31 protein-coding genes and 1 tRNA gene are annotated in these 24207 nt (G+C 68.3%); 14 read left to right on the plus strand and 18 right to left on the minus strand.

From position 1 onward, the window contains the following. Positions 1-58: 58 nt before the first annotated feature. Positions 59-508, plus strand: coding sequence for a hypothetical protein (locus tag ACR9FL_RS02320; RefSeq protein WP_436355898.1), 450 nt, complete (start codon positions 59-61; stop codon positions 506-508). A gap of 234 nt (positions 509-742) precedes the next feature. Here ACR9FL_RS02320 and ACR9FL_RS02325 read toward each other — a convergent pair whose 3' ends face one another. The 8 genes from ACR9FL_RS02325 to flgF all read right to left on the minus strand — a co-directional run bounded on the left by ACR9FL_RS02325 (position 743) and on the right by flgF (position 7270). After that, positions 743-2560 carry a DUF885 domain-containing protein gene (locus ACR9FL_RS02325; RefSeq protein ID WP_436356955.1) on the minus strand — a complete coding sequence of 606 codons (1818 nt, stop codon included), beginning with the start codon at positions 2558-2560 and terminating at the stop codon, positions 743-745. A gap of 69 nt (positions 2561-2629) precedes the next feature. Then, the gene (locus tag ACR9FL_RS02330; protein ID WP_296177913.1) at positions 2630-3130 is read right to left on the minus strand and encodes a hypothetical protein; all 501 of its coding nucleotides are present in this window, start codon (positions 3128-3130) and stop codon (positions 2630-2632) included. 8 nt (positions 3131-3138) lie between these two features. Then, positions 3139-3576, minus strand: coding sequence for a hypothetical protein (locus ACR9FL_RS02335; protein WP_436356956.1), 438 nt, complete (start codon positions 3574-3576; stop codon positions 3139-3141). A 37-nt stretch (positions 3577-3613) separates the two neighbouring features. Continuing rightward, entirely contained in the window at positions 3614-4081 is a 468-nt protein-coding gene (locus ACR9FL_RS02340) for a hypothetical protein (RefSeq protein WP_296177910.1), read from the minus strand. A gap of 122 nt (positions 4082-4203) precedes the next feature. Continuing rightward, positions 4204-4926 (minus strand): flagellar basal body L-ring protein FlgH, encoded by a 723-nt coding sequence (flgH, locus tag ACR9FL_RS02345; protein WP_436356957.1) that lies wholly within the window; start codon positions 4924-4926, stop codon positions 4204-4206. A gap of 11 nt (positions 4927-4937) precedes the next feature. Next, positions 4938-5711 carry a flagellar basal body P-ring formation chaperone FlgA gene (gene flgA / locus ACR9FL_RS02350; RefSeq protein WP_436356958.1) on the minus strand — a complete coding sequence of 258 codons (774 nt, stop codon included), beginning with the start codon at positions 5709-5711 and terminating at the stop codon, positions 4938-4940. A gap of 15 nt (positions 5712-5726) precedes the next feature. Beyond that, positions 5727-6515, minus strand: a complete 789-nt coding sequence (gene flgG / locus ACR9FL_RS02355; RefSeq protein WP_105564639.1) for a flagellar basal-body rod protein FlgG — start codon at positions 6513-6515, stop codon at positions 5727-5729. A gap of 17 nt (positions 6516-6532) precedes the next feature. Next, positions 6533-7270: a flagellar basal-body rod protein FlgF gene (gene flgF, locus ACR9FL_RS02360; protein WP_436356959.1), complete on the minus strand. Its 738-nt coding sequence runs from the start codon at positions 7268-7270 to the stop codon at positions 6533-6535. Between the two features lie 179 nt (positions 7271-7449). Between flgF and ACR9FL_RS02365 the strand changes: the two genes are divergently transcribed. The 13 genes from ACR9FL_RS02365 to ACR9FL_RS02425 all read left to right on the plus strand — a co-directional run bounded on the left by ACR9FL_RS02365 (position 7450) and on the right by ACR9FL_RS02425 (position 18058). Continuing rightward, positions 7450-8100 (plus strand): flagellar basal body-associated FliL family protein, encoded by a 651-nt coding sequence (locus tag ACR9FL_RS02365; RefSeq protein WP_296177915.1) that lies wholly within the window; start codon positions 7450-7452, stop codon positions 8098-8100. A gap of 2 nt (positions 8101-8102) precedes the next feature. Beyond that, positions 8103-9161: a flagellar motor switch protein FliM gene (gene fliM / locus ACR9FL_RS02370; protein WP_436356960.1), complete on the plus strand. Its 1059-nt coding sequence runs from the start codon at positions 8103-8105 to the stop codon at positions 9159-9161. A gap of 1 nt (position 9162) precedes the next feature. Beyond that, positions 9163-9747, plus strand: a complete 585-nt coding sequence (locus ACR9FL_RS02375) for a DUF6468 domain-containing protein (RefSeq protein ID WP_436356961.1) — start codon at positions 9163-9165, stop codon at positions 9745-9747. Positions 9748-9858: 111 nt separating this feature from the next. Then, complete coding sequence (locus ACR9FL_RS02380) at positions 9859-10806, plus strand: MotE family protein (protein ID WP_436356962.1); 948 nt, start codon at positions 9859-9861, stop codon at positions 10804-10806. A 129-nt stretch (positions 10807-10935) separates the two neighbouring features. Next, positions 10936-11175 (plus strand): DUF3297 family protein, encoded by a 240-nt coding sequence (locus tag ACR9FL_RS02385; protein WP_296174412.1) that lies wholly within the window; start codon positions 10936-10938, stop codon positions 11173-11175. 265 nt (positions 11176-11440) lie between these two features. After that, entirely contained in the window at positions 11441-12856 is a 1416-nt protein-coding gene (locus ACR9FL_RS02390) for a M28 family peptidase (RefSeq protein WP_436358107.1), read from the plus strand. A gap of 12 nt (positions 12857-12868) precedes the next feature. Beyond that, positions 12869-12953 (plus strand) — tRNA-Leu (locus ACR9FL_RS02395). Between the two features lie 28 nt (positions 12954-12981). Next, the gene (locus ACR9FL_RS02400) at positions 12982-13290 is read left to right on the plus strand and encodes a hypothetical protein (RefSeq protein ID WP_296174380.1); all 309 of its coding nucleotides are present in this window, start codon (positions 12982-12984) and stop codon (positions 13288-13290) included. A gap of 22 nt (positions 13291-13312) precedes the next feature. Next, positions 13313-13444, plus strand: a complete 132-nt coding sequence (locus ACR9FL_RS02405; RefSeq protein ID WP_296174377.1) for a hypothetical protein — start codon at positions 13313-13315, stop codon at positions 13442-13444. A gap of 77 nt (positions 13445-13521) precedes the next feature. Next, on the plus strand, positions 13522-15216 hold the full coding sequence (locus ACR9FL_RS02410) for an alkaline phosphatase family protein (protein ID WP_436356963.1): 1695 nt from the start codon (positions 13522-13524) through the stop codon (positions 15214-15216). A 150-nt stretch (positions 15217-15366) separates the two neighbouring features. Beyond that, on the plus strand, positions 15367-16821 hold the full coding sequence (gene pyk / locus ACR9FL_RS02415; protein ID WP_296174373.1) for a pyruvate kinase: 1455 nt from the start codon (positions 15367-15369) through the stop codon (positions 16819-16821). 9 nt (positions 16822-16830) lie between these two features. Next, the gene (locus tag ACR9FL_RS02420) at positions 16831-17871 is read left to right on the plus strand and encodes a DNA adenine methylase (RefSeq protein WP_436356964.1); all 1041 of its coding nucleotides are present in this window, start codon (positions 16831-16833) and stop codon (positions 17869-17871) included. A 37-nt stretch (positions 17872-17908) separates the two neighbouring features. After that, the gene (locus ACR9FL_RS02425) at positions 17909-18058 is read left to right on the plus strand and encodes a hypothetical protein (protein ID WP_436356965.1); all 150 of its coding nucleotides are present in this window, start codon (positions 17909-17911) and stop codon (positions 18056-18058) included. Positions 18059-18187: 129 nt separating this feature from the next. Here the strand turns inward: ACR9FL_RS02425 and ACR9FL_RS02430 are convergent, their stop codons facing one another. The 10 genes from ACR9FL_RS02430 to ACR9FL_RS02475 all read right to left on the minus strand — a co-directional run bounded on the left by ACR9FL_RS02430 (position 18188) and on the right by ACR9FL_RS02475 (position 24072). Continuing rightward, positions 18188-18838, minus strand: a complete 651-nt coding sequence (locus tag ACR9FL_RS02430; protein ID WP_436356966.1) for a ribonuclease HII — start codon at positions 18836-18838, stop codon at positions 18188-18190. A gap of 77 nt (positions 18839-18915) precedes the next feature. Then, the gene (locus ACR9FL_RS02435; protein ID WP_436356967.1) at positions 18916-19521 is read right to left on the minus strand and encodes a hypothetical protein; all 606 of its coding nucleotides are present in this window, start codon (positions 19519-19521) and stop codon (positions 18916-18918) included. 67 nt (positions 19522-19588) lie between these two features. Further along, positions 19589-20206 (minus strand): DNA-3-methyladenine glycosylase I, encoded by a 618-nt coding sequence (locus ACR9FL_RS02440; RefSeq protein WP_436356968.1) that lies wholly within the window; start codon positions 20204-20206, stop codon positions 19589-19591. Positions 20207-20441: 235 nt separating this feature from the next. Next, complete coding sequence (locus tag ACR9FL_RS02445) at positions 20442-21410, minus strand: TraB/GumN family protein (RefSeq protein WP_436356970.1); 969 nt, start codon at positions 21408-21410, stop codon at positions 20442-20444. Between the two features lie 82 nt (positions 21411-21492). Next, positions 21493-21651: a hypothetical protein gene (locus ACR9FL_RS02450; RefSeq protein WP_296174360.1), complete on the minus strand. Its 159-nt coding sequence runs from the start codon at positions 21649-21651 to the stop codon at positions 21493-21495. A gap of 29 nt (positions 21652-21680) precedes the next feature. After that, on the minus strand, positions 21681-21842 hold the full coding sequence (locus ACR9FL_RS02455) for a hypothetical protein (RefSeq protein WP_436356972.1): 162 nt from the start codon (positions 21840-21842) through the stop codon (positions 21681-21683). 61 nt (positions 21843-21903) lie between these two features. Then, complete coding sequence (locus ACR9FL_RS02460; protein ID WP_292033751.1) at positions 21904-22104, minus strand: helix-turn-helix transcriptional regulator; 201 nt, start codon at positions 22102-22104, stop codon at positions 21904-21906. Continuing rightward, positions 22101-22553 (minus strand): hypothetical protein, encoded by a 453-nt coding sequence (locus ACR9FL_RS02465; protein WP_436356974.1) that lies wholly within the window; start codon positions 22551-22553, stop codon positions 22101-22103. The genes ACR9FL_RS02460 and ACR9FL_RS02465 overlap by 4 nt, the downstream gene beginning before the upstream one ends. 102 nt (positions 22554-22655) lie before the next feature. Continuing rightward, positions 22656-23447, minus strand: a complete 792-nt coding sequence (gene ygfZ, locus ACR9FL_RS02470; RefSeq protein WP_436356975.1) for a CAF17-like 4Fe-4S cluster assembly/insertion protein YgfZ — start codon at positions 23445-23447, stop codon at positions 22656-22658. A gap of 79 nt (positions 23448-23526) precedes the next feature. Further along, positions 23527-24072 (minus strand): hypothetical protein, encoded by a 546-nt coding sequence (locus ACR9FL_RS02475; protein WP_436356976.1) that lies wholly within the window; start codon positions 24070-24072, stop codon positions 23527-23529. Positions 24073-24207: the final 135 nt, after the last annotated feature.

Below are 24207 nucleotides of genomic sequence, written 5' to 3' on the forward strand. Positions count from 1 at the left end.
ACCGGCTGCATGTCCGCTAAGGGTGGAAAGCGGACACTTCACGTGTAGGCTTCCGGCTATGACGAAGATACGCTTGATCCGGCGGGCCGCTGTTGTCGGGAGTGCAGCTTCCGCGATTGCCTACGTCGGCTTTCTGATGGCAGGCCTCAATGGTGGCGGACCACACCTTGATGATCTCTGGGGGGCTGTCTTTTTTGCACCTGCGCACGTGCTTGTTGCGTGGGCGATCTTCTGGGTATTGGGTGTCATTGCGTTCGCGTTTCGGAGCAAACTCGCGGACCACTTGCTCTTATTGTCCGCTGGGCTCGTTGGTTTGCCGTTCCTCTGGACGGTAGCTATGAGCTATCTGTATTACGATTGGCCACGGGAGATTTGGCCTAGTTTCCAAGACGATGCTTGGCGTTGGCATCTTACCTATATTTACGCTGAGTTCGCGCTAGGAATATTTCTGGGATTCATTGGCCTCGCCGCTACTGCCTTAACAATCAGCAAGCCGGCCGAGACGTAGAGGGTCCGCAATGGGTCGCAAGCGGTCGTTTGTGGTGGTCCCGAACTCGGAAACCTGAGACCTCTGGCGTGGAGGCCGGATGGGGCGCGGCTTGGCGGCCATGGCTTGAAGGTCGAGGGCGCGCAGGGCTGGATCCTCGGGTCAAGCCCGAGGATGACGGCAGGGAAAGAGGGGGACGGCGGGGCGTGGAGGCCTTCTTTCCTCCCGGCCGGGGCGGGGAGGAAAGGCAGCGGTCTATTTGGCCTTCTGCTCGGCGATCCAGCGGTCCATGCGGGCGTCGAGGAGGTCGAGCGGCAGGGGGCCGTCGACCAGGAGGGCGTCGTGGAAGGTGCGCACGTCGAAGCGGTCGCCCAGTTCGCGCTCGGCCTTCTGGCGAATCTGGCGCAGGCGGATCTCGCCGATCTTGTAGGCCGTGGCCTGACCCGGCCAGCCGATGTAGCGCTGCAGTTCGGTCTCGATGTTGTGCGGAGCCAGGGCGGAGTTGTCGCGGAAGCAGGCGCGGGCCTGTTCTTCGGTCCAGCCCAGCCAGTGCAGGCCGGTGTCCGCGACCAGGCGACAGGCGCGCCACATCTCATAGCTGAGGCGGCCGAAGCGCTCATAGGGTGTGCGATAGATACCCATCTCCTCGCCCAGGAACTCGGAATAGAGGCCCCAGCCCTCGGTGAAGGCGGTCACGTCGGCGCCACGACGATAATAGGGCTGATCCGCCGCCTCCTGCTGCAGGGCGATCTGCAGGTGGTGGCCGGGGACGGCCTCGTGGACGGTCAGGGCCGGCAGTTCATAGAGGGGCCGCTGATCCAGCTTGGACGTGTTGACCATATAGCCGCCTGCCACGCCGTTCTGCATCGAGCCGAGGTTGTAGCGGCCGGTGGTGTAGCTGTCCTCGATCTCACGCGGGACGGGACGCACGCCATAGGGCAGGCGCGGCAGGGTCCCGAACAGGGCGGGCAGGCCGTCGTCGGCGCGCTTGGCGATCTCGGAGGCCTTTTCCAGCAGTTGTTCGCGGCTGGTCGCGTAGAATTGCGGATCGGTGCGCAGGAAGTGGAGGAAGCCGGCGAAGTCGCCGGTCCAGCCGGCCGCGCGCATTTCGTCCTGCATCCGGGCGCGAATACGGGCGACTTCGTCCAGGCCGATCTGATGCACCTGATCCGGGGTCAGGTCGGTGGTGGTGTAGCTGCGCACGGCATAGGCGTAGAGGTCGCGGCCGCCGGGGCGGTGGGTCATGCCGGGCTCGACGGGGGCGCGCGGGAGGTAGTCGTTCTTGAGCATGTCGCGCCAGGCGAGGCGGCGCTGGGCGATGGGGCCGTCGATCAGGGCCTGGGCGCGGGCACGTAAACGCGCCTGTTCGGCGGCGGGGATGGTGGCGGGCAGGGCGTTGAAGGGCTGGATCAGGATGTCGCCGCCCTCGCGCGGCTTGACGTCGGTTTCGGCCAGCGCCAGGGCGCTGTCGACGACGGAACGGGCCTGGACCAGGCCGGTGTCGAGGCCGCGCCTGGCGTCGGCGATGGCGGCGTCATAGGCGGTGGGAATGGCGCTCATCCGCGAGAGCCAGGCCTCGGCGTCGGCGGTCGAGGTGATGCGGGTCGAACTGGCTAGATAGGCGACGCCCTGACCGGGGCCGCCTTCGGAGCTGAAGGCCAGGCGCCCGCCGTCCAGCGGAATGGCGTCCAGGTTGCGCCGGATCAGATAGGCGGCGAAGGATCGGTTCAACTGTTCGTCTTCGTTGAGCGCCGACGGGCTGATCGCCTCCAACCGGTTCAGCAGGGCGGTCAGGGGGGCGACGCGCGCCAGTTCGCCCGCGCGGGTGGGGTCGGGCAGGCGCGACAGGGCCTCGCGATCGCCCTCCATCCCGGCGCTGATCGGATCGACGCGGCGCAGATAGGCTTCGTAGTCGGTCAGGATCTTGGCGAGAGCGACGCTTGCGGCATCGGCCGGGGCGTGGGTTTCGGCATGGGCCGATGTCGAGGCCGTAGCGCGTGGCGCGTGGGCCAGGGTCGGCGTCGCCGCCATGAAGGCCGCCAGAGCCGCCCCGATCAGAAGTCGCTTGTCCATACTGTCCTCCCTCAAGCGGGAGGGAGGAGACAGGGGCGCGCGCCGACGGTCAAGCTGTGTCGACAGGTCCTAGCCGCAGAGGGCGAAGAAGCGGTCGATGCTCTGGTCCGAGCCGCGTTGCGCCACCAGGGGGGTGCGGTAGTCGGGGCCATAGGTGGCCAGCCAGCCCAGCTTGCGAAAACGCAGGAAGACCGGGTCCGAGGCGCGGGCCTCGGCCGTCAGGTCCAGGCCGCCGTGCAGGGCCGAGGGCTCGGCCTTGGCGGGATAGGTTTCTGTGTCACCGCCGGATTCCAGGGCGATGGCGCGCGGATGGCCCTCGGCGACGGCCTGCAGGATCTGCAGGGCGCCCGATCCGGGGCGGCACGACAGGTCGAGCGGCACGTCGTCGGTCTCGGCCATGCCGTAGGACAGGCTGGCCTCCTCGGCGTCCTCATTCAGGTGCCAGTCGTAGCCGGGCGTGGCGAGCGGGGCGCCGCTGGAGGCGCCGGCCAGCTCGGTCTTCAGCGTGGGGGCGCAGGCCGACAGGGCGAGCGCTGCGAGGGCAGGGGCGGTCCAGACGATCAGGCGCATAGAGGTCCTCAGCCGGTGCAGAGTTCGGCAAACCGGCGCAGCTTGGACAGATTCGCCCGGTCGATCTCTATCGGCGAGGACTGTTCGCCGACTGTGACGTCGAGCCTTCCATTGGCCTGGAAGGCGGTGAAGACGGGATGGTCGGCGCGCAGCATGGTCTGAAGCTGGTCGCGCCGGGGGCGGGCCTCGGCGTTGGCGGTGGCGGCGCCGGAGGCGATGACGGCGATGCCCTCGGCGGGGGCGGCGTCATAGAGGGTCAGACGCACGATGCTGGAGCCGGGCGTGCATTCCAAGGTGGCGCGCAGGCGCGGCGTGTCGGGAATCTCATTGGCCAGGACCAGAGGTCCGTTGTCGGCGTAGAGGGTCCAGGTCCAGGCTTCCGCCGGCGCGGTCTGAAGCGTCAAGGCCAGGGCCGTGGCTTGGGCGAGTCCCAGTAAGACAGTCATGGTTCAGCCCCCGCTGATGGGTTCGCGGGGACTTTGATCAGGCGTGGCTGGAAGCGCAATAGCTGAGGAAGCCCTGGACCATGCGGCGCTCGGCGCGGCTGGCGCGGATCTGCTGGGCGCCCGCCTCGCTCTGGACGGCCATGCGGCCGCCGCGCGCCAGGCCGGTGAGAGCGGCGTCGGACAGGGGCAGGCGGGCCTCAAAGGCTTCGCCGTCGGACAGGGGATCGATCGGCTGCGGCCCCATGGAGGCGAGGGTCAGAGCCGGGCTTTGCGGTTGGGTGTCGCCATAGACGACGACGGTCTGATCGCCGGGCGAACAGGTCAGCATCAGGGCCACCTGATCGGAATCCGCCAGGCCGTAGGCCAGCTTGGCCATCGGGCCTTCGTGCAGCAGATGCCAGCCCGCAGCGCCTTCGCCGGGGAGGGCGGGAGCGGTGGTCATGGCCTGACCGGCCAGGACGGCCAGGCCGAGGGCGGCGGCGGCGGGAAGCAGGGACTTCAACATTACAAATCACTCGCGTTCGACAGAACAAACGCGGGTCGCTTGTTAACGGTTCACCGCTCCGCTTGAGCGCGCGCGATTCCGTGATGGCGAGTCACTGGAAAAACACGCTCGTCGAACGCGGGTCAGAAGGGGCTGAAGCGCTCCACCAGGGACTGGGCCGCCGGGGTGGCCTGCATCCGGCTGATGTCGCCGCGACCGCCGTAGCTGATGCGGGCCTCGGCGATCTGGGTGTGGGCGATGGTGTTGGCCGAGGAGATGTCCTCGGGGCGCACGATGCCGGCCACGGTCAGTTCGCGGACCTCGCGGTTGGTGCGCACTTCTTGCCGACCCTGGATGACCATGTTGCCGTTGGGCATGACGGCGGTGACGACGGCGGCGACGGTCAGGCTGACGCGTTCCGAGCGGTTGACGCTGCCCGATCCGGCCGCATTGGCCTCGCCCTCGGTGCCGACCATCTTGGCGGGGTCGAAACCGCCGGGGAAGGCGCGGCCCAGGCTGTTTTCCAGGCCGAAGAAGTTGGTGACGCCGCCCGAGGCGCTGTTGGTGCGGGCGCGCTGGGTCGAGTTCTGGGTCTGGGCGCGGTCGTTGATGTCGATATTGACCGTCAGGATGTCGCCGACGCGGCGGGCGCGCTGGTCGCCGAAGAAGCTGCGGGCGCCGGTGCGCCACAGGCTGTTGGCCGACGCCGCCGTCGGCGGGGGCAGGTAGGCCTGCTCGACCGGCGCCAGGGCGGCAGGATAGCCGATGGGGGCCAGTTCGGGGCCCTTCACCGTCTCCGTGATGGTGGAGCAGGCGGCCAGAGACACGGCGGAAGCGGCGGCGGCGAGGATCAGGACTTTACGCATGACGGGATCTCTCAGCGAGCAGCGAACTGTTGGGGATTGGCGCGGGCCGTCTGGGCGGCGGGGCCGGCGACGGCCCGGCCCGGCGCCACGGCCACGGCGTCGATGGTGCGGCCCGACTGGACATTGAGCACGGGGACGGCCTCGCCCGCCGAGGCGTTGCGGGTGGCCTTGCCGGTGACGGTCAGCTCGACGCCGCCGGCCACATAGGCGACCTCGACCATGTCGTTGCGGGCGATGACCTGGGGCGAGGCCAGGTCGCGGCTGGCGACCGGGGCGCCGGCGCGCAGGGCGCGCTTGGCCGACAGGCCGACGACCTGATCGGCGTCCTGGGGACCGCCGGCCGGGGCCTGATGGGCCTGGACCGTGGACCAGATCACATCTTCCGGCTGGACGATGTCGCCGGCGGCCAGGCTGCGGGCGTAGGTCAGGACCTCGACCGTGGCGCCGGGGCGCGAGGCCACGGTGGCGGATGCAGGGCGGGCCGAGGCGTCGGCGGGCGCGGCGCCGCCTTCGCGGACGACGATGCGGCGCAGGCCTTGGGGGTTGGCCCAGTCCAGACCGGCGCGGCGGGCGGCGGCCTGGATCTGGCTGGCCTCGAAGACGGCGGTGGCCCCGGCGCGCTGGCCGACCACGACGTTGGCGGCGGCGCCCGCGTCGTCGAACAGCTCGCCCAGGGTGACGCGGCCGTCGTCATCGACGGGGTCGGACAGCAGATTGACCGGTCCGGCGAGGGCCGGGGCGGCGAAGGCGGCGAGGGCGGCGGCGAGGATCAGGGCGCGCTTCATGGCTCAGCTCTTTCCTTAGCTCTTCACCTGGGCCGAGACGGACAGCATCTCGTCGGCGGTGGTGATGACCTTGGAGTTCATCTCATAGGCGCGCTGGGCCACGATCAGGGCGGTGATTTCGCTGACCGCGTCGACGTTCGAGGCCTCGGTGTAGCCCTGGATCAGGTGGCCGTAGCCGACCTCGTTGGGGGCGCCGATGGTGGCCGCGCCCGAGGCGGCGGTTTCCAGCAGCAGGTTGTCGCCGATGGCTTCCAGACCCGCCTCGTTGAAGAAGGTCGCCAGCTCCAGCTGACCCACCACCTGGGGCGCGGTCTGGCCCTGTGTCGTGACCTGGACCTGGCCCGACTTGGAGATGGAGACGTCGATGGCGTCCTGGGGGATGGTGATGGCCGGTTCGACCGCATAGCCGTCTTCGGTGACCAGTTGGCCCTCGCCGTTCACCGCGAAGTTGCCGGCGCGGGTGTAGGCGATCTCGCCCGAAGGCATGGTGATCTGGAAGTAGCCCTTGCCGTCGATGGCGATGTCGTAGGGGTTGCCGGTGCGGGTCGGGCTGCCCTGTTCGGTGATGCGATAGACGCTGCCGGCCTTCACGCCGGCGCCGATCTGGATGCCGGTGGGGACGACGGTGCCCTGCGCCGAGGACTGCGCGCCCATGCGTTCGACGTTCTGATACAGCAGGTCCTGGAACTCGGCCCGCTGACGCTTGAAGCCGACCGTGTTCATGTTGGCGATGTTGTTGGAGATGACCTCGACGTTCAGCTGTTGAGCCAGCATGCCGGAGGTGGCGGTTCTGAGAGCGCGCATCGTTCAGGCCTTCCTTACTAGCCGACCCGGCCCAGCCGCTCGACCGAGCGGCGTGACAGGTCGTTGGCGTTTTCGATCATCTTGGTCACGCGCTCGTAGGCGCGGTTGATCTCGATCAGGTTGGTGATTTCCTGAAGCGTGTTGACGTTCGAGCCTTCCAGCATGCCCTGGCGGATCTGAACGTCCGGGGCGTCGACGGGCTGGGCGTTCGAGGCGTTGCGATAGAGGCCGTCGCCGCTCTTTTGCAGCACCGACAGGGCGTCGAAGCGGACGGCGTTCAGGCGGCCGACCGGCTGGCCTTCCTGGCTGATCGTGCCGTCCGGGCCGACGGTGACCGGGCCGCGCTCGGGGTCCAGGGTGATGGGGCCGCCGTCGCCCAAGACCGGCAGGCCCTGCTGGGTCATCAGCACGCCCTCGGCGTTGGTCGTGAAGGCGCCGTCGCGGGTATAGGCCTCGCCTGTCGCGGTCTGGACGCGGAAGAAGGCGCCTTCGCCCTCGATGCCGAAGTCCAGCGACCGGCCGGTCTGCTTCATCGAACCCTGACCGAAGTCGCGCCCGACGCCCTTGTCCAGCACGAAGCTGGCCGAGGGGCGAATGTTGTCGTTGCGGGCGCGCTGACCGACCTCGGTCCCGACCATCAGCTGTTCGACCTTGAACCCGGTGGTGTCGGCGTTGGCGACGTTGTTCGCCACGATGTCGAGCTCGCGGCGAAGCGTCATCTGACGGGACAATCCGATGTAGGCGGCGTTTTCCACGAGTGCGGCTCCTTCGCCCAACTCGTCGCAACGACCGTGCCAACAGGGTTAATCCAGGCGCAGCAAGGGTTTGAGCCAAATTGGCCCCTGTGGCGCCCGGCAGGATTTGCCGATCGTAAACGCCTCGTTAACCAAAATCGCCGCATCAGGAAGTCTGTGAGGATCGGGGCGACGTGCGGATGCTGAAGCTGAAGCTGGGCAAGAAGAAAGACGCGGCGCCGGGCGGCGACGACGCCAACCTGCCCGCCGTGACGGATGGCGAAGGCGGCGAGGGCGCGCCCGCCAAGAAGAAGCTGCCCCTGCTGTTCATCATCATCCCGGCGGCCCTGGTGGTGCTGGGCGGCGGCGGGGCGGCGGCCTTCCTGCTGATGAAGCCCAAGCCGGCCGAGGCCGAGGCGGGCGAACACGGCGCCGAGAAGAAGGCCGACGATCACGGCAAGAAGGAAGAGAAGAAGGGCGGCGGTCACGGCGGAGGCGGCGGCGAGGCCGATCCGGCGGCGGGCAAGATCGCGGCCGGTCCCGACGGCGTGACCTTCTACACCCTGCCCGACATGATCGTGAACATTCAGTCGGCGGACGGGCGCCCGACCTATCTGAAGCTGAAGCTGACGCTGGAGATGAAGGACGCCGACCTGGCGACCCATCTGCAGGGCGAGACGCCGAGGATGCAGGACATGTTCCAGGGCTTCCTGCGCGAGCTGCGGCCTGAGGATCTGGCCGGATCGGCTGGTTCCTATCAGCTGCGCGCCGAGATCCTGCGCCGGGTCAACCTGATCGCTGCGCCGGGCAAGGTGGACGCCGTGCTGATCGAAGAAATGCTGGTGTCCTAGGCATGACCGACACCTTGGCGGCCGAGAACGAACTGGACCCCTTCGGCGGCGAACCCGACATGGGCGCTGCCCTGTCCGAACGCGTGCTTAACCAGGACGAAATCGACAGCCTGCTGGGCTTCGACATGGGCGATGGCGACGACTCCGAACGGAGCGGCATCCGCGCCATCATCAACTCGGCCCTGGTCTCCTATGAGCGTCTGCCGATGCTCGAGATCGTCTTCGACCGCCTGGTGCGGTTGATGACGACCAGCCTGCGCAACTTCACCTCGGACAACGTCGAGGTCTCGCTCGACACCATCAGCTCGATCCGCTTCGGCGACTATCTGAACTCCATCCCGCTGCCGGCCATCCTGGCGGTGTTCCGGGCCGAGGAGCTGGACAACTACGGCCTGCTGACGGTCGACAGCAATCTGATCTACTCGATCGTCGACGTTTTGCTGGGCGGACGTCGCGGCACGGCGGCGCTGCGCATCGAGGGGCGGCCCTACACCACCATCGAGCGGGTGCTGGTGCAGCGCATGGTCGAGGTCATCCTGAACGATGCGCGCGCCGCCTTCGAACCGCTGACGCCCGTCCATTTCACCCTGGACCGGCTGGAGACCAATCCGCGCTTCGCCGCCATCGCGCGCCCGGCCAACGCCGCCATCCTGGTCAAGCTGCGCATCGACATGGAAGATCGCGGCGGGCGGGTCGAACTGCTGCTGCCCTATTCGACGCTGGAGCCCATCCGCAAGATGCTGCTGCAGCAGTTCATGGGCGAGAAGTTCGGCCGCGACAACATCTGGGAAGGCCACCTGGCCACCGAGCTGTGGACCACGGAGACCGAGGTCCGCTGCGTGCTGGACGAGCAGCAGATCCCCCTGTCGCAGGCGCTGAATTTCAAGGTCGGCGACACCCTGATGCTGAACGTGACGCCGGAGTCCGAAGTGTCGGTGCGGGCGGGCTCCATCCCCCTGACGACCGGTAGGATGGGCCGCAAGGGCCAGCATATCGCCGTGCGGGTCGAAGGCCCGATCAACCCCGACATCGCCGCCAATCTGAGCCGAGGGAAACGCTGACATGACCGGCATCATTCTCGATTCCATCCTGATGCTGCTGCTGGTCGCGGCCATCGGCTACGGCATCAAGCTGGAGAAGAAGCTCAAGGCTCTGCGCGACGGTCAACTGGCCTTCGCCGGCGCGGTGACCGAGCTGAACGCGGCCGCCGGTCGCGCCGAGCAGGCCCTGGCGACGTTGCGCGCCTCGGGCCATGAAACCGACCTGCTGCACGATCGCATCATCAAGGCCCGCGCCGTGAAGCAGGAGCTGGAGGTGCTGATCGCCCGCGCCCCCGCTGGTCTGCCGTCGCGCGCGCCCCAGGTCGAGGCGCCGGCCGAGACGCCGCTGGAGCTGAACGTCCCGGCCTCGCAGGTCGCGCCCCTGCTGGACGACGAGGCCCGCGCCCGTCGCATGGCCTCGCTGATGGAGCGGATCGAGGGCGCGCGCGCCGTGATGAAGGCGCCCGCCGCCCGTCCGGCTGTGCCGGCGCCCGCGCCCGCCGAAGCCTTCGCCCCGGTGCGTCAGGCCCTGGCCGCTAACCATGCTGCGCAACAGAGCCTAAACCGCGCTCGTCGTAGCCTGGACGAAGATCTTTTCGCTGCTTGATTCTTAAGAGCCCCTATGTCCGAGGCGCGGCCTCGGACGGCTTGAGGGGAAAAGTGTTGTTGCAGTCCCTATGCCTGAGCGGCGGTTGAACCGCCTTACCGAGTGCCACCGATGAGCAAGCTGCCCCGCCTTCTGCCCCTGATCGCCATCGCCATCGGCGGGGTCGTGGCCGTGCGCGCGGCGGGCGTGGCGCCGGAACTGTTCCAGGGCGCGACGGCCTGGGCCCAGGAAGCCGTGACGGCCGAGACGCCGGGCGAGGGCGGTGGCGCCGCCAAGCCCGCGCCCGCACCCGCCGTCTGCGCCCTGACGCCGGAGCAACTGGCGCAACAGGCGGGGATTTCGCCGGCTGAACTGCGCATCATCCAGTCCCTGTCCAAGCGCCGCGACGCCCTGGACGCGCGCGACGCCGACTTCGCCACCACCCTGCCGCTGATGGTCGCCGCCGAACAGAAGCTGGACGCCAAGCTGCAGGCGCTGGAAGCCCTCAAGGGCGAGATCGCGACCTTGGTCGGTCAGGTGGACGAGAAGGAAAAGGCCGAGACGGATCGTCTGGTCGCCGTCTATTCCGCCATGCGGCCCAAGGAGGCGGCGGCCGTTTTCAACACCCTGGACGACAGCGTGCGCCTGCCGGTCGCCGCCGCCATGCGGCCTCGGACCCTGGCCGCCATCATGGCCCAGATGCCGGCCCCGGCGGCGCGTGAGCTGACCGAAAAGCTGGCCAAGCGATTCCAGTCGCAACAGTTCGCCGCCCGCGCCGCCGCCGCAACGGCGGGAGCGACGCCCGCCGCGACCCCGGCAGCGGTTCCGGCGGCGACGCCTGCGCCGGCCCGCGCGGCCCAACCCGCCGCAGCCACGCCCGCCGCGACCCCCGCCGCGCAACCGGCGACCCAGCCCGCGCGTCGCCCCGCGCCGCGTCCGGCGGCCCAGCGTCCGGCCGCTCGCCCGGCCGCCCCGACCGCCAGCCCGGCGGCAGCCCCCGCCGAGGCCGGCCCGCGCCCCTATACGCCGCCTGCCGCCGAGACCGCCCGACCCGCCGCCGCGCGCCAGTCGGTCCAGTAGGCCGTCCTTCTCTCCCGCTCCGGAAGCGACGCAGTCGCTTCGGCCGGGATGACGGGGAGGCAAGGCGCCGGTTGTCGCCACGCCGCTACGCCGCTATTCAGCGCGCTTCGATTTTCGCGAGAGCCTCCCATGTCCGACGTCCTGCCTGACCGCCTTTCGGTCGATCCCGACAGCCCCTTCCACGACGCCGACCTTCTGGCGCGCGGCATCGGCATCCTGTTCAAGGGCGAGGAAAAGACCAACGTCGAGGAATACTGCGTCTCGGAAGGTTGGGTCCGCCTGGCCATCGGCAACCGCGTCGACCGTCGCGGCAAGGCCCTGACCGTCAAGCTGCAAGGCCCGGTCGAGCCCTTCCTCAAGGGCGAGTGATTTTGGGGCTGAGGGGAGGCGTCTCGCTTCTCCTCACCCGTCATCCTCGGGCTCGTCCCGAGGATCCAGACGCTCGACGCCGAATGTCTCGGCGTTGCGTCTAGGCGTCGAGCGCCGCGTTTCTGGATTCTCGGCACAAGGCCGAGAATGACGCAGGCAGGAGCGAGAGGCGAAGCTGAGGCTTTCGGTCGCAGGTCCCACCAGCTAGGGTCCGCGCCTTCTTTGTGAGTCCGGGAGGCGTTTCATGCCATTCAACACTCGTCTGATGGCCGCCAGCGCGATCGCGCTGGGCCTGATCGCCACGCCGGTTCTGGCGCAGGACGCCGCGACCATCCGCGCCGCCGAACAGGTCCGCGACACGGCGCTGCAGGGCAACATCGCCCTCGACTACGTCACCCAGATCACCACCCGCTTCGGCGCCCGCCCGGCGGGGTCGCGCTCGGAACAGGCCGCCGCCGACTGGGCCGCCGACTATATGCGCGCTCACGGCTTCCAGAACGTCCGCGTCGAACAATTCCCCCTGGTGGGCTGGGAGCGGGGCGAGGAGAGCGCTGAACTGCTGGGCGCCCGTCCGCAGAAGCTGGTCGCCGCCGCCCTGGGCCATTCCATCGCCACGCCCGCCGACGGCATTGAAGCCGACGTGGTCTTCTTCGACGGTCTGGACGCCCTGCTGGCCGCGCCGGTCGGGTCGCTGAACGGCAAGATCGCCGTGGTCGACGGCGGCCAGATGGTGCGGATGCAGGACGGGTCGGGCTATGGCTCGCTGTCGCGCATTCGCGGCGTCGGTCCGACCGAGGCGGCCAAGCGCGGCGCCGTGGCCTTCGTCATGCGTTCGGCCGGTTCGGACGAGCACCGTATGCCGCACACCGGCACCACCCGCTATGTCGAGGGCAAGGTGCCGCTGCCGGCCTTTGCGCTGAGCGCGCCGGACGCCGATCAGGTGGCGCGCCTGGTGAAGATGGGCGAGCCGGTGCGGCTGCGCCTGAAATCCACCGCCCACACCTATCAGACCCACAGCCAGAACGTGATCGGCGACATCGTCGGCGCGACGCGGCCGGACGAGATCATCGTCCTGGGCTCGCACATGGACAGCTGGGATCTGGGCACCGGGGCCATCGACGACGCGGCGGGCGGGGCCATCACCCTGGCGGCGGCCAAGCTGATCGCCGAGCAGGGCCGTCCGGGACGCACCGTGCGCGTGGTCCTGTATGGATCGGAAGAGGTGGCCCAGCCGACCGACACCGGCAACGGCGGCGGCGCCTATCTGCGCAACATCGGCGCGGCGGGCGTCGAGAAGCATGTCATCGCGGGCGAGAGCGACTTCGGCGCCGACCGCATCTACGCCCTGGGCCTGCCGCCCGGCGCGCAGGGCTCGGACTTCGCCAGGATCGCCGCGCGCGTGCTGCGTCCGATCGGCGTCCTGCCGACGAATGAGCCGGAACTGCACGGCGGCGTGGACATCGGTCCTCTGGCCGGGGCGGGCGTGCCGGTCTTCGGTCTGGCCCAGGACGGCACGCGCTACTTCGATCTGCACCACACCGCCGACGACACCCTGGACAAGATCGACCCGGCGCAGATGGCCCAGAACGTCGCCGCCTGGGCCGCCCTGGTGCGCCTGATCGCCGATTCCGATGTGGACTTCCGCGTCCTGCGTTCGGCGGCTACACAAGCCAGGCCGTAAGGGCCTGACAAGGCGAGCGTGGCGAAACTGGTAGACGCAGCAGACTTAAAATCTGCCGACCTCGGTCTTGCGGGTTCGACCCCCGCCGCTCGCACCAACTCTGATTGCTTCGTGAGAGGGTGAGAATGCGTAAGTTCGGTCTGGTGTTCGCCCTTCTGGCGCTGGTTCCCTCGGTCGTCGATGCTCAGGCGCGTCGCCCTCGGGTTGATCTGCATGAGCGGGCCACGGAATGGGCGCCGGTCCCCCAGTCGATGACCGAACTGCTCGACGCGGGCTGGAAAATCGTGGCCTTCAACAACTATCAGACCGAGATGTTCGAGCAGAACGAGAATTCGTTTTCGTTCATCCTGCAGAACGGAAGCAAGTACATCATCTGCATGCTGGACAACCCGTCCATCAACGACACCAACTCCAAGTGTCGGGCGCTGAACTGACGGACGGCTGCGGGCTGCAGGGATGAAGAGGCCTCCGCTCGGTGAAGTTCTTCTGTGGGCCATCCTGGTCATAGGCGCGATCGGCGCCGTGCTGTCGGCCCTGGCCATTTTCGCAGTCCTGGGTCTCAGCCTTTTCAGGGCTCTGCTGGGCTGATCGACCGGCTTGTCTTGGCGCCGTTACGCTAGGGGGGTAGTCACCCCGCACCCCCTGTCGTGTTTTCGGTGTTCAAGATGATCTTCAGCCGCGTTCTGGCCCCGACCCTGGCGCTTGCCCTTCTGGCCGGCGCGGCCCTTCCGGCCATGGCGCAGCAGGCGGCGCAACCCGTCACCACGGCGGCCTCGGCTCCGGCCCAGCGCGCGGCCCCGGCCCTGGTCGTGACCCTGGTGATCGACCAACTCAGCGCCAACCTGTTCAACCAGTATCGCAGCCAGTTCACCGGCGGGCTGAAGACCCTGGCCGATCAGGGGCTTGTCTCGATCAACGGCTATCAGACGCACGGCGTCACCGTAACCTGCGCCGGTCACTCGACCGTCCTGACCGGCGTCCATCCGGCGCACAGCGGCATTCCGGCCAACGACTGGATCGACACCACGACGGGCGAGGAGACCTATTGCCTGGCCGCGCCGCAGAACACGCTGGCGCACGGCAAGAACACCGACAACGGCCCGGTCGGCCCGGATCAGCTGAAGGCTTCGACCCTGGGCGACTGGCTGAAGACGGTCAGTCCCGATAGCCGCGTCTTCGGCATTTCCGGCAAGGATCGCGGAGCCATCAACCTGGCCGGGCACAAGGCCGACGGCGCCTTCTGGCTGACCGCGGACTTCGGCTTCACCACCTATGTCGAGCCGGGCCAGTCGGCCGAGGCCAGACTGGCGCCGGTGGCGGCGCTGAACGCGCGGATGATTGACCGCTTCACGCGTCAGATGCCGACCTGGACCTATACCCATGAGGCCTGCCGTCGTCTGGAAGGCCAGTGGGTGATCGGCGGGCAGACCTTCAACTCGACCTTGCCGCCGGCGCAGGACACCATCGACGGCTCGCCGGTGCTGGACGAACTGACGCTGGAAGGCGCCGCCGAGCTGCTGGACAATCAGCAACTGGGCCGTCGCGGCGTGACCGACATGCTGGGCGTCAGCCTTTCGGCCACCGACCGCATTGGTCACGGCTATGGCACGCAAGGCCCCGAGATGTGCGAGCAGATGCTGCGTCTCGACGCGGCCCTGGGCGTCTTCCTCGACAAGCTGGCGACCATTCCGGGCGGCGTGATCGTGACCCTGACCGCCGACCACGGCGGTTCGGACTTCCCTGAGCGCTCCTCGGTCGAGGGCTATCCGGCGGCGGGTCGCGTGGATCGCGCCCTGATGCCGCGCGTCAATGATGCGCTGAAGGCCCGGTTCAACCTGGACGCCAATCCTCTGGTCTCCTCGGCGGGCGGCCTGGTCGTGGTCGATGCGGACAAGAAGTCGCTGGCCGAGCCGCTGCGCAGCCAGGTCCTGGCCGCCGCCGTGGACCTGTTGAACGCCGAGCCCCAGGTGGCCCTGGCCGTGTCGCGCGATGAACTGCTGGCCGAGCCGCTGCCCGTCTCGGACAACCCCGAGGAGCTGAGCGTGCGCGAGCGTCTGCGTTTGTCGGCGGTGGCCGGGCGCTCGCCGGACATCATGCGGTCCTATCAGCCGGGCCTGACCGGATCTGGCCGCATCGGCGCGGCCATCTCCAGCCACGGCTCGCCGTGGGACTATGACCGCCGCGTGCCGATCATCTTCTGGTGGCCGGGCGCCAATGGTCAGGAGCGCTTCCTGCCGATGCGCACCATCGACATCGCCCCGACCCTGGCCCACCTGATCGGGGTCAAGCCGACGGATGAGGTGGACGGTCGCTGCATGGACCTGCCGCAGTTCGCCAACGGCCGTTGCGAGACGAAATAGGACGGTTTGGGCCGTAACGTCGTGTTTCAGGGCTCATAAACTCGTGTTTCCGGCCGGGGGCGTGGTCTTACGCCCCCGGCTTTTCGTTGGCACAAGGGATCAAGGCCTCTGAGGGGAGGTCATGGCCGTCAGAGCCGCCGAGGAAAGACCATGAACAGAGCCCGCCGCGCGCGCATCGTTGCGACCCTTGGACCCGCGAGCCGCGCGCCCGCGACCGTCAAGGCGCTGGCCCAGGCCGGCGTGGACGTCTTCCGCCTCAACTTCAGCCACGGCTCGCATGAGGATCACGCAGCGGCGCTGAAGGCCGTGCGCGGGGCCGAGATGGCGCTGAAGCGGCCGCTGGGCGTCCTGGCCGACCTGCAGGGGCCCAAGCTGCGGCTGGGCCGGTTCGCTGACGTCGAGATCGCCATCAAGCCGGGCCACAGGATGCGGTTCGACCTGAACCCGGCGCTCGGCGACGAGACGCGGGTGCAGATGCCCCACCCCGAAATCTTCAAGGCCCTGCGCCCCGGCATGCTGCTGCTGATCGACGACGGGCGCATCCGCTTGCGGGTCGGCGAGCGCACGGACGAATGGGCTGACGTCACGGTCGAGAGCGGCTCCAAGCTGTCGGACCGCAAGGGCGTGGCCGTGCCTGAGGCCGTCATCCCCGTCTCCGCCCTGACGCCCAAGGACCGCGAGGACCTGGCCTTCGCCCTTCGTCTCGGCGTCGACTGGGTGGCCCTCAGCTTCGTGCAGAAGGCCGAGGACATGGCCGAGCTGAAGCGCATCGTGAACGGTCAGGCGGCCTGTCTGGCCAAGATCGAAAAGCCCCAGGCCCTGAACGACCTGGAGAGCATCCTCGACTACTGCGACGGCGTCATGGTCGCGCGCGGCGATCTGGGCGTCGAGATGGACCCCGAAGAAGTGCCGGTGGCCCAGAAGAAGATCCTGCGCGCCGCCCGCCAGCGCGGCGTGCCCGCCATCGTCGCGACCCAGATGCTGGAGTCGATGACCAGTTCGCCTGCGCCGACGCGGGCGGAGGCCTCCGACGTGGCCAACGCCGTCTATGAGGGGGCGGACGCCCTGATGCTGTCGGCGGAGACGGCGTCCGGCGACTATCCGCTGGAGTCGGTTCAGATCATGAACCGCATCATGGAACGGGTGGAGCGTGATCCCCTGTGGCCCGGCCTGATGGACGCCGAGCACGCGGGCATGGACATTCACGACGTCGACGCCCTGGTGGCGGCGGCGAGGAAGGCGGCCGAAGCCGCCTCGACCGCCTGCATGGTGGTGTTCACGACGCTCGGCGGCACGGCGCGGCGCATGTCGCGCGAGCGGCCCTTGCAACCGGTGCTGGCCCTGACGCCCAAGCCGGAGACGGCGCGGCGTCTGGCCCTGGTCTGGGGGCTGGAACCGCGTCTGGGCGAACAGCCGTCGTCGCTGGAAGGCCTGACCGACGACGCGGTCGAGGCGGCCATGACCTATGGCCTGGCCGAGGCCGGACAACGCATCCTGATCCTGGCCGGAACGCCTTTCGGCGCGCCGGGAGCCGCGAATCTGTTGCGTCTGGCCCATGCTCCGGCCCATGCTCCCGAAAGGGCGAAGCGCGCCCGGAAGACCTGACGGGACGGAATGATCAAGTACATCGGCTCAAAGCGCGCGCTTCTGGGCCATGTCACGGGTGCGGTGCGCGCCGCCCTGCCGGAAGGCGGGACGGTGTGCGATCTGTTCTCCGGCTCCGCTCGCGTCGGCCACGCCCTGAAGGGGCAGGGGTTCCGCGTCTGGTCCAATGATCACAACGCCTATGCCCACACGCTCGCCACGGCCTATGTCCAGGCGGACCGCGAGCACTGGGCCGACAAGGCTGAGGCGGTTCTGGCCGAACTGCGGACGGTCACGCCCGAGGCCGGCTGGTTCACCCAGGCCTTCTGCGAGGACGCCCGCTTCTTCCATCCCGAAAACGGCGCCCGCATCGACGCCATGCGCACCCGCATCGAGGCTCTGGGGCTGGAGCCTGAGCTGAAGGCCGTGGTTCTGGTCGCCCTGATGGAGGCGGCGGACCGGGTGGATTCCACCGCGGGCCTGCAGATGGCCTATATGAAGCAGTGGGCGCCGCGGGCGTTGAAACCGCTGGAACTGCGGCTGCCGGACCTGCGGCCGGGCGTGGCGGCGGGGCCGTGCAAGGCCACCCAGGGCGACGCGGTCGAGATCGCCGATCAGGTCGAGGCCGACCTCGTCTATCTGGACCCGCCCTATAACCAGCACTCCTATCTGGCCAACTACCACTGCTGGGAGAGCCTGGTGCTGTGGGACAAGCCCGAGACTTACGGGATCGCCAACAAACGGGTGGATGTGAAGACCCGCAAGAGCCCGTTCAACAGCCGTCCCGGCATCGGTCCGGCGCTGCAATCCGTGGTCGAACGGCTGAAGACGCCCAACCTGATCGTCAGCTTCAATGACGAGGGTTATCTGAGCCGCGACGACCTGACGGCCATGCTGTCGGCGCGCGGCCATGTCCAAGTGGTCGAGATCGCGCGTCCCCGCTACGTCGGGGCTCGCATTGGCATCCATAACCGCAAGGGCGAGAAGGTCGGCGCCGTCGGGCGGCTGCGCAACGTCGAGCACCTGTTCGTCGTGACCGAAAAGCCACTGAGCCTGCCGGTCGCCGCCTGAGGCGGAACCAACGGGCGGGGTTCAGGTTACAGGCAGCATGAGTGCCTCGACCGATCGTTCGCCCGCCACGCCTTCCGAGCCGCGCCGTCGGTCGTCCAGCGGATTGCCCAACTGGCTGTTCTTCGTCCTGGTCGCGGCGGTGGTCGTGATCCTGGGCCTGCTGGTCGCGGGCGCGACGGGCGGTTAACCCCCATTTCGTCATCCCGGAAGCGACGCAGTGGCTACCGGGACCGAAGGACGCGCCGACCGTAGAGTGTGTGGCGGTCCCGGCTCTCTGCTTCGCGGTGCGAAGCTGCGGCCGGGATGACGGTCGCTTTTAAACCGCTTCCAGCAGAGCCTTGATCGGCGCCCAGCTGCGGCGATGCTCGGGGCAGGGGCCGAGGGTGTTCAGGGCCTGCTGGTGGATGGGGGCGTTGTAGCCCTTGTGGCTGGCGAAGCCGTAGCCCGGATAGGTCGCGTCCATTTCGATCATCAGCCGGTCGCGCGCCGTCTTGGCCAGGATGGAGGCGGCGGCGATGGACAGGGAGCGGCTGTCGCCCTTGACCACGGGGGTCACGGCGCAGGGCAGTTTGAAGCGGTAGTTGCCGTCTACCAGGGCGTGGACCGGCGGATGGGCCAGGGCCTCGACCGCGCGGCGCATGGCCAGGCCGGTGGCGTGCAGGATGTTCAGCGCGTCGATCTCCTCGACCGAGGCGAAGCCGACGCCCCAGGCCAGGGCGCGGGCCTTGATCTCGGGTTCAAGCAAGGCGCGGCGCTTCTCGGTCAGGGCCTTGGAGTCGTCGATGCCGGGCGGCAGGTCGTCAGGGTTCAGGATCACCGCCGCCGCCGACACCGGCCCGGCCCAGGGGCCGCGCCCGGCCTCGTCCACGCCGCAGACGTGACCGTTCCACGCCGCGCGAGCCTCAAGCTCCAGCATCAGGGTGGGGAAGGGGCGGTCGATCTTGGCGGCGGCTTTAGGCGGCTTCATCGCGCGTCAGTGCCACGAACGGGCGCGGGGCGGAAGGTGGTGTCATGGGGCGCCGCTTCGTCCGCAAGCGCTGTCTGTCAGGAGGCCCCGACGGAACTGGCGACCATGGCGGCGGGGTTCAAGATGCTGAGCCCGACCAGATAGAGATAGACGGCGATGTGCAGGCCCACGGTCAGCGCGAACACCCAGGCACGGCGTGTCAGGGCCGCTGGGATGACGAGGGCCAGATAGATGAACAGGTTGAACCCGTAGCTGATCGCCACTTCCATGCCGTTGCTCTTGGTCAGGTTCATCCAGACCGCGCCGGCAAGCATCATCAGGTTGGCCAGGATCAGCAGCAGCATGACGGCCCGCTTGTTGGCCCAGAAGTGCGAATCCAGATTTGGAGCTTCGTCTTCCGGCTCAGGAAAGATGAGGCTGGTGGCGACGAAATATATCATGGCCACCACAAGCCCCGCGATCAGCAGGCCATAGCTGTAGGGGGCGGTGCTGAAATTGGTCCACGCCGCGTCCCAGAAGGTGGCGATGTCCAGGGCCACGAAGGCGGCCAGCATGGGCGTTTTCCATCCAACAGGCACGGTCTTGCGGTGCTTGAAGGCGCGAGCGACGCCGGTGGCGATAACCGTCACCGACAGACCCAGCACCAGGCCATAGAAGCTGAAGAAGAATTCGAACGCGCTCATGCAGTCCCCCGGCCCAGGATTTTGAGAGGGTTATGGCTGAAGCTTGGGTGTTCGTCACGATGCGCCGTCAGGCCCTCGCGATAGCTCCCGACCCGCCCATCACACCCACCTCTCCATGCCGGAAACACGTCGTCTGGTGGTCGTTGACCATGCCGACCGCCTGCATGAAGGCGTAGGTGATGACCGGGCCGCAGAATTTTAAGCCGCGCGCCTTGAGCGCCTTGGCCATGGCGAGGCTTTGCGGCGTCTGGGTCGGGGCTTCGCGGAAGTCGGCCCACTGGTTCACCAGAGGTTTTCCATCGACGAAGGACCAGAGCCAGGCTGAGAAGTCCTCGCCGTTGTCGCTCATCTCCAGCCAGATGCGCGCGCCGTTGATGGCGGCGTCGATCTTGGCGCGTGAGCGGATGATGCGCGCGTCGGCCAGCAGGCGGGCGCGGTCGGCGTCGTCGTAGCGGGCGATGATCTCGGGATCGAAGCCGTGGAAGGCCTCGCGCATCCCCTCGCGCTTTCTCAGGATGGTGATCCAGGCCAGTCCGGCCTGAAACCCGTCCAGCACCAGCTTCTCCCACAGGGCGCGGGGATCGTACTCGGGCACGCCCCATTCGGCGTCATGATAGGCGATGTAGAGCGGGTCGGTCACGCCGCACCAGCCGCAGCGGCCTTCGGCTTTCTCGGATTCGGTCATGGGAGGATGTTGCGGGAATGTTCTGGGGTGGCAAGGGGGAACAATAATAACCTCCGTCATCCCGGAAGCGGCGCAGCCGCTATCCGGGACCGCAAGAAGTGCTGAGGGAGGCGTCTTGGACGGTCCCGCCTCTCCGCCTTGCTGCACAAGGCTGCGGCCGGGATGACGGACGGGGGCGGGCAAGCGAAAAGGCCCGGCGTTTCGGCTGGGCCTCTCGCGTGGCTGAAGCCGAAACCTAAAGTCGTTCGACCGTGAACCCACGCGCCTTCAGCATGTCGATGACGCTGTCCTGGTCGGCCAGGTGGGCGACACCGACGGCGACGAAGGCGCTGCCGGAGCCCTTCATCATCGTCTCGATCTGGTCGGTCCAGTCGGCGTTGCGGACGATCAGGGCGGCGCGGTGGACGTCCTCGTGGATGTCGCGGGTGTCGACGCGGTTGAGGCGTCCGACCTCTGCGGCGTCGCCCTTGAGCCAGGCGGCCACGGTCTGATCCAGTTTGGGCACGATCTGGCCGCCGTTGCGGACATAGTTGTTCAGATAGGCGATCTGGGCCTCCTCGCTCATGCCGGCGATCAGGCGCAACTGGCGGTCGGCGGTCTCGAATCCGTGGATGGCTTTGCCCTCGGCGCGGGCGCGTTCCATCAGGGTCTTGTCGACTCCGGCGTCGGGGCGATAGCCGGCCTGAAGCGGGGCCGTTCCGGCGACTATGAAGGCGGCCAGCCAGGGGCGATAGGCGTCGAGCGCCGCGCCGTTGGCGCCGACGCCCTGGGCGGCCTTGTCGAAGGCGGCGAAGTCCTCGGCCGACAGGATGGACGACAGGGGGCGCTCGGGGGTGACGCCATGCTGCTGGGCCACGGCGGCGGCGACGGTCGGGTCGTCCTGATCCGCGACCTCGACCCAGAACTGGTCGGCCCCGGCGAAGGCCGCATCGACCTTGTCGGAGCCCCAGGCCGTGCCGGGGCGCAGGTAGTGGATGGTGCCGAACAGATAGACGGTCGAGTCCGCGTCCCTGACCACCCACAGCGGCGGACCGGCGCCCTCGGCGCGGGGGATGGCGGCGGCGGCGGCCGGGGCGGCTTGTTCAGCGTGGGCGGCGCCGGGGAAGGCGGCCAGCACGGCGCTGGCGGCCAGGGCGGCGCAGACGCCGAGGGCCAGGCGCGAGACATGATTGGCCGCTTGGCCCATGCGGTTGGCGAGGGTCATTGGATCGTCCTTGGATTGTGTGGGGTGTTTCGAGGCGCCGATCAGGTCGGCGCTCGTGTCAGCCGGGAGGGCTGGAGGGTCGTCAGAAGGCGTTGGAAACGGCGGTGGCGATGACGGAGGCTGGCTGGGCCTGGCCGAAGGTCGGGACGGCCTCGATGGCCGTGGTGATCAGCAGGGCGCCGCAGAGGCCCAGGGCGAAGCCCGAGAAGCGGTCGACGATCGAGGAATAGAGATTGAACATGGGTCTGGTCCTGAAAATGAGCTGAGGGCTTAGCGAGCGGTGACGGCGGCGGGGGCGTCGAGCCAGTCGGCAGCCTGGCTGGGGCTGGGGATCAGCATGACGGCCAGGCTGATCAGCAGGGCGCCGCAGACGCCCAGGGCGAGGTCGGAGACGTGTTTGGCCGCTTGGCCCATGCGGTTGGCGCAGGTCATTGGTTAGTCCTTTGAATGTCGGTGTGTTTTGAAGGTTGGCGGGCGCGTGGCCTCGCCGAAATCACTGAACGAAGATGGCTTCGATCGGTCGGCCGAAGAGGCGGGAGATGCGGAAGGCCAGGGGCAGGGAGGGGTCGTAGCGGCCTTTCTCAAGCGCCTGGACGGTTTGACGGGAGACGCCGAGCTGTTCGGCGAGATCGGCCTGGGTCCAGTTGCGCTCGGCGCGGAAGACCTTGAGGCGGTTGACGAACTCGCTGGTCATCGGCGGGCCATCCACCAGCCGCACCAGGCGATGCCGTAGCCGACGGCCTGGGCCGCGAAGGCGGCGACGACGCCCAGGGCGATCAGGGCGGTGTCGGTGTGCGGCACGCGGGCCGGCAGCAGGTCGACCCCGTTCAGGGCGGCGATTACGACGGCGGCGCCGCCGACGATGAAGCCCAGGTTGCCGCCCCACCACCAGGCCCACTTGTGGGCTTCCTGGGCGGCCTCATCCAGGCTGCGCCACCAGTAGCGGGTATGCAGGGCCAGGAAGACCGCCAGACCGGCGGCCAGGACGACCACGCCGATCGACGGCGCCTGACCCCAGGTCGCGGGCCAGAAGGGGGTGGCGGCGGTGGCGCTGACGCCGACCACGGTGAGGGCGCACAGGCCGACCGTCAGGTCGTCCATCTTCTTCTTGTTGGCGGCGGTGGTCTTGGCTTCGGTGTTCATGACAAGCTCCCCTGTCGTTGTGACAAGTGAACTTTACCAACGTCGCGTTCTGCGTCAAGTGACTTTTACATCATGACAAGCAGATTTTCCGTATCGCCGAAATTAGCCTTGAAAATCAGGGATCCAGCTTGGCTTTTCGACGCGCACAGCGCGACCGTCGACGCTCAGATCGCCCTCCAGACGGTCCAGACGCATCAGGGCGATGGCGCGACCGTCGGCCCCGGTCATGACCTCGCCGGCGCGTAAGTCCCCGTTCAGCACCTCGGCGCCCCGCTCGGGGGCGGGGCCGTCGAAGGCGACGGCCATCATGCGGTTCTTGATCGTGCCGCGCCGCTTCATCCGCGAGGTGGTCTCCTGACCGATGAAGCAGCCCTTGTGGAAGTCGATGCCGTTCAGAAGGTCGAAATCCGCCTCGATGGGATAGGTCTTGTCCATCAGCGCATCCGCCGTCGGGTCCGGCACGCCGAGAGCCAGGCGGTGCGTCTGCCAGTCGGCCTCGGTGGCGTCGGTCTCGCACTGATCGCCCCAGCGGCGACCGCCCAGCGCGGGCAGGCGGGGATCGACGACGAAGCCCTCGGGCGTCTCGTTCCAGGCGACGAAGACGGCGTCGGGGATGGGCATGACCTCCACGTTGGAGCGCAGCCGATACATCGACAAACGCTGGACCAGGGCGTCGCGTCGCTCAGTGGCGACGTCCAGCACCACGCCGTTCTCCTCGCCCCAGATAAACAGGTCGAACAGCAGCCGGCCCGGCGGGGACAGAAGCGCGCCGAAGCGCAGGGCGCCGGACTCCAGCGTCTCCACGTCCTGCGTCAGCAGATTGTGCAGGAAGGGGCGGGCGTCAGGGCCGGTGACGCGGATCAGGGCGCGGCTGTCGAGGCGAGCGATGGACATGCGGCCAAGATAGGGAGCGGAAGGGGAGAGCGACAGTGCCTCTCGGCGCCTTGTCCTTCTCCCGCAAGGGGAGAAGGGACTAAACGACCGCGTATCGCGCCGTGACGCCGTCGGGCTGGAAGTCATGCTCGGCCAGCCTGTCCAGCGAGGCGACGACGCGGGCGACGAAGTCCTCGGGATCGCCCTCCTCGACGGCGGGGCGCAGCCAGTCGGTGACGACGGCGCGGGCCGGGTAGGTCCCGACCGGACCGGGCACGCTGAGCGCCACCTCGATCCCCTCGGCGATCCATCCGGCGACGGCGGCGAAGAAGTCCATGCCCGCCAGAAACTCGGAACGGCGCACGACATAGAGGGTGATCTCGCCGCGCTCGACCCCATCGGGGCGGATGATGACGCCGCTGCGGTCGGGCCGCCAGTCGTCCGACAACTCGACCGCACGCCACAGGCAGAACCAGACGCGGCAGGTCTGGGGCCGGACCTCATGCACCGAGCAGCCTGCCCCATCGACGCAATAGCCGCACAGCTCGCCCGTCGGCTTGGCCAGTTCGGGCAGATTCAGCGGGATCACGCGGCAGCACTCGACGCAGCCGCCGCAGGTCCGATCGGGCAGAAGGGGAAGGCTCATCGGCGGGGTCTAGCGCATCAGACGCGAAATGCGCAGTCGCATCGACAAGGCGTGACTTGCTGTCTGTGCCATTATGTAGAATGTTATCTGACATAGTGAAATCGACACCCAAGTCGAACGCAGTCGGGAAACGCA

Source organism: Brevundimonas sp. CEF1 (assembly GCF_051353055.1).
Lineage (GTDB): Bacteria > Pseudomonadota > Alphaproteobacteria > Caulobacterales > Caulobacteraceae > Brevundimonas.

Bases quoted from the DNA above. Each gene is read 5' to 3' on its own strand.
- ACR9FL_RS02320 (WP_436355898.1), top strand. From the start codon at position 59: ATGACGAAGATACGCTTGATCCGGCGGGCCGCTGTTGTCGGGAGTGCA.
- ACR9FL_RS02325 (WP_436356955.1), bottom strand. From the start codon at position 2,560: ATGGACAAGCGACTTCTGATCGGGGCGGCTCTGGCGGCCTTCATGGCG.
- ACR9FL_RS02330 (WP_296177913.1), bottom strand. From the start codon at position 3,130: ATGCGCCTGATCGTCTGGACCGCCCCTGCCCTCGCAGCGCTCGCCCTG.
- ACR9FL_RS02335 (WP_436356956.1), bottom strand. From the start codon at position 3,576: ATGACTGTCTTACTGGGACTCGCCCAAGCCACGGCCCTGGCCTTGACG.
- ACR9FL_RS02340 (WP_296177910.1), bottom strand. From the start codon at position 4,081: ATGTTGAAGTCCCTGCTTCCCGCCGCCGCCGCCCTCGGCCTGGCCGTC.
- flgH (WP_436356957.1), bottom strand. From the start codon at position 4,926: ATGCGTAAAGTCCTGATCCTCGCCGCCGCCGCTTCCGCCGTGTCTCTG.
- flgA (WP_436356958.1), bottom strand. From the start codon at position 5,711: ATGAAGCGCGCCCTGATCCTCGCCGCCGCCCTCGCCGCCTTCGCCGCC.
- flgG (WP_105564639.1), bottom strand. From the start codon at position 6,515: ATGCGCGCTCTCAGAACCGCCACCTCCGGCATGCTGGCTCAACAGCTG.
- ACR9FL_RS02365 (WP_296177915.1), top strand. From the start codon at position 7,450: ATGCTGAAGCTGAAGCTGGGCAAGAAGAAAGACGCGGCGCCGGGCGGC.
- fliM (WP_436356960.1), top strand. From the start codon at position 8,103: ATGACCGACACCTTGGCGGCCGAGAACGAACTGGACCCCTTCGGCGGC.
- ACR9FL_RS02375 (WP_436356961.1), top strand. From the start codon at position 9,163: ATGACCGGCATCATTCTCGATTCCATCCTGATGCTGCTGCTGGTCGCG.
- ACR9FL_RS02380 (WP_436356962.1), top strand. From the start codon at position 9,859: ATGAGCAAGCTGCCCCGCCTTCTGCCCCTGATCGCCATCGCCATCGGC.
- ACR9FL_RS02385 (WP_296174412.1), top strand. From the start codon at position 10,936: ATGTCCGACGTCCTGCCTGACCGCCTTTCGGTCGATCCCGACAGCCCC.
- ACR9FL_RS02390 (WP_436358107.1), top strand. From the start codon at position 11,441: ATGGCCGCCAGCGCGATCGCGCTGGGCCTGATCGCCACGCCGGTTCTG.
- ACR9FL_RS02400 (WP_296174380.1), top strand. From the start codon at position 12,982: ATGCGTAAGTTCGGTCTGGTGTTCGCCCTTCTGGCGCTGGTTCCCTCG.
- ACR9FL_RS02405 (WP_296174377.1), top strand. From the start codon at position 13,313: ATGAAGAGGCCTCCGCTCGGTGAAGTTCTTCTGTGGGCCATCCTGGTC.
- ACR9FL_RS02410 (WP_436356963.1), top strand. From the start codon at position 13,522: ATGATCTTCAGCCGCGTTCTGGCCCCGACCCTGGCGCTTGCCCTTCTG.
- pyk (WP_296174373.1), top strand. From the start codon at position 15,367: ATGAACAGAGCCCGCCGCGCGCGCATCGTTGCGACCCTTGGACCCGCG.
- ACR9FL_RS02420 (WP_436356964.1), top strand. From the start codon at position 16,831: ATGATCAAGTACATCGGCTCAAAGCGCGCGCTTCTGGGCCATGTCACG.
- ACR9FL_RS02425 (WP_436356965.1), top strand. From the start codon at position 17,909: ATGAGTGCCTCGACCGATCGTTCGCCCGCCACGCCTTCCGAGCCGCGC.
- ACR9FL_RS02430 (WP_436356966.1), bottom strand. From the start codon at position 18,838: ATGAAGCCGCCTAAAGCCGCCGCCAAGATCGACCGCCCCTTCCCCACC.
- ACR9FL_RS02435 (WP_436356967.1), bottom strand. From the start codon at position 19,521: ATGAGCGCGTTCGAATTCTTCTTCAGCTTCTATGGCCTGGTGCTGGGT.
- ACR9FL_RS02440 (WP_436356968.1), bottom strand. From the start codon at position 20,206: ATGACCGAATCCGAGAAAGCCGAAGGCCGCTGCGGCTGGTGCGGCGTG.
- ACR9FL_RS02445 (WP_436356970.1), bottom strand. From the start codon at position 21,410: ATGACCCTCGCCAACCGCATGGGCCAAGCGGCCAATCATGTCTCGCGC.
- ACR9FL_RS02450 (WP_296174360.1), bottom strand. From the start codon at position 21,651: ATGTTCAATCTCTATTCCTCGATCGTCGACCGCTTCTCGGGCTTCGCC.
- ACR9FL_RS02455 (WP_436356972.1), bottom strand. From the start codon at position 21,842: ATGACCTGCGCCAACCGCATGGGCCAAGCGGCCAAACACGTCTCCGAC.
- ACR9FL_RS02460 (WP_292033751.1), bottom strand. From the start codon at position 22,104: ATGACCAGCGAGTTCGTCAACCGCCTCAAGGTCTTCCGCGCCGAGCGC.
- ACR9FL_RS02465 (WP_436356974.1), bottom strand. From the start codon at position 22,553: ATGAACACCGAAGCCAAGACCACCGCCGCCAACAAGAAGAAGATGGAC.
- ygfZ (WP_436356975.1), bottom strand. From the start codon at position 23,447: ATGTCCATCGCTCGCCTCGACAGCCGCGCCCTGATCCGCGTCACCGGC.
- ACR9FL_RS02475 (WP_436356976.1), bottom strand. From the start codon at position 24,072: ATGAGCCTTCCCCTTCTGCCCGATCGGACCTGCGGCGGCTGCGTCGAG.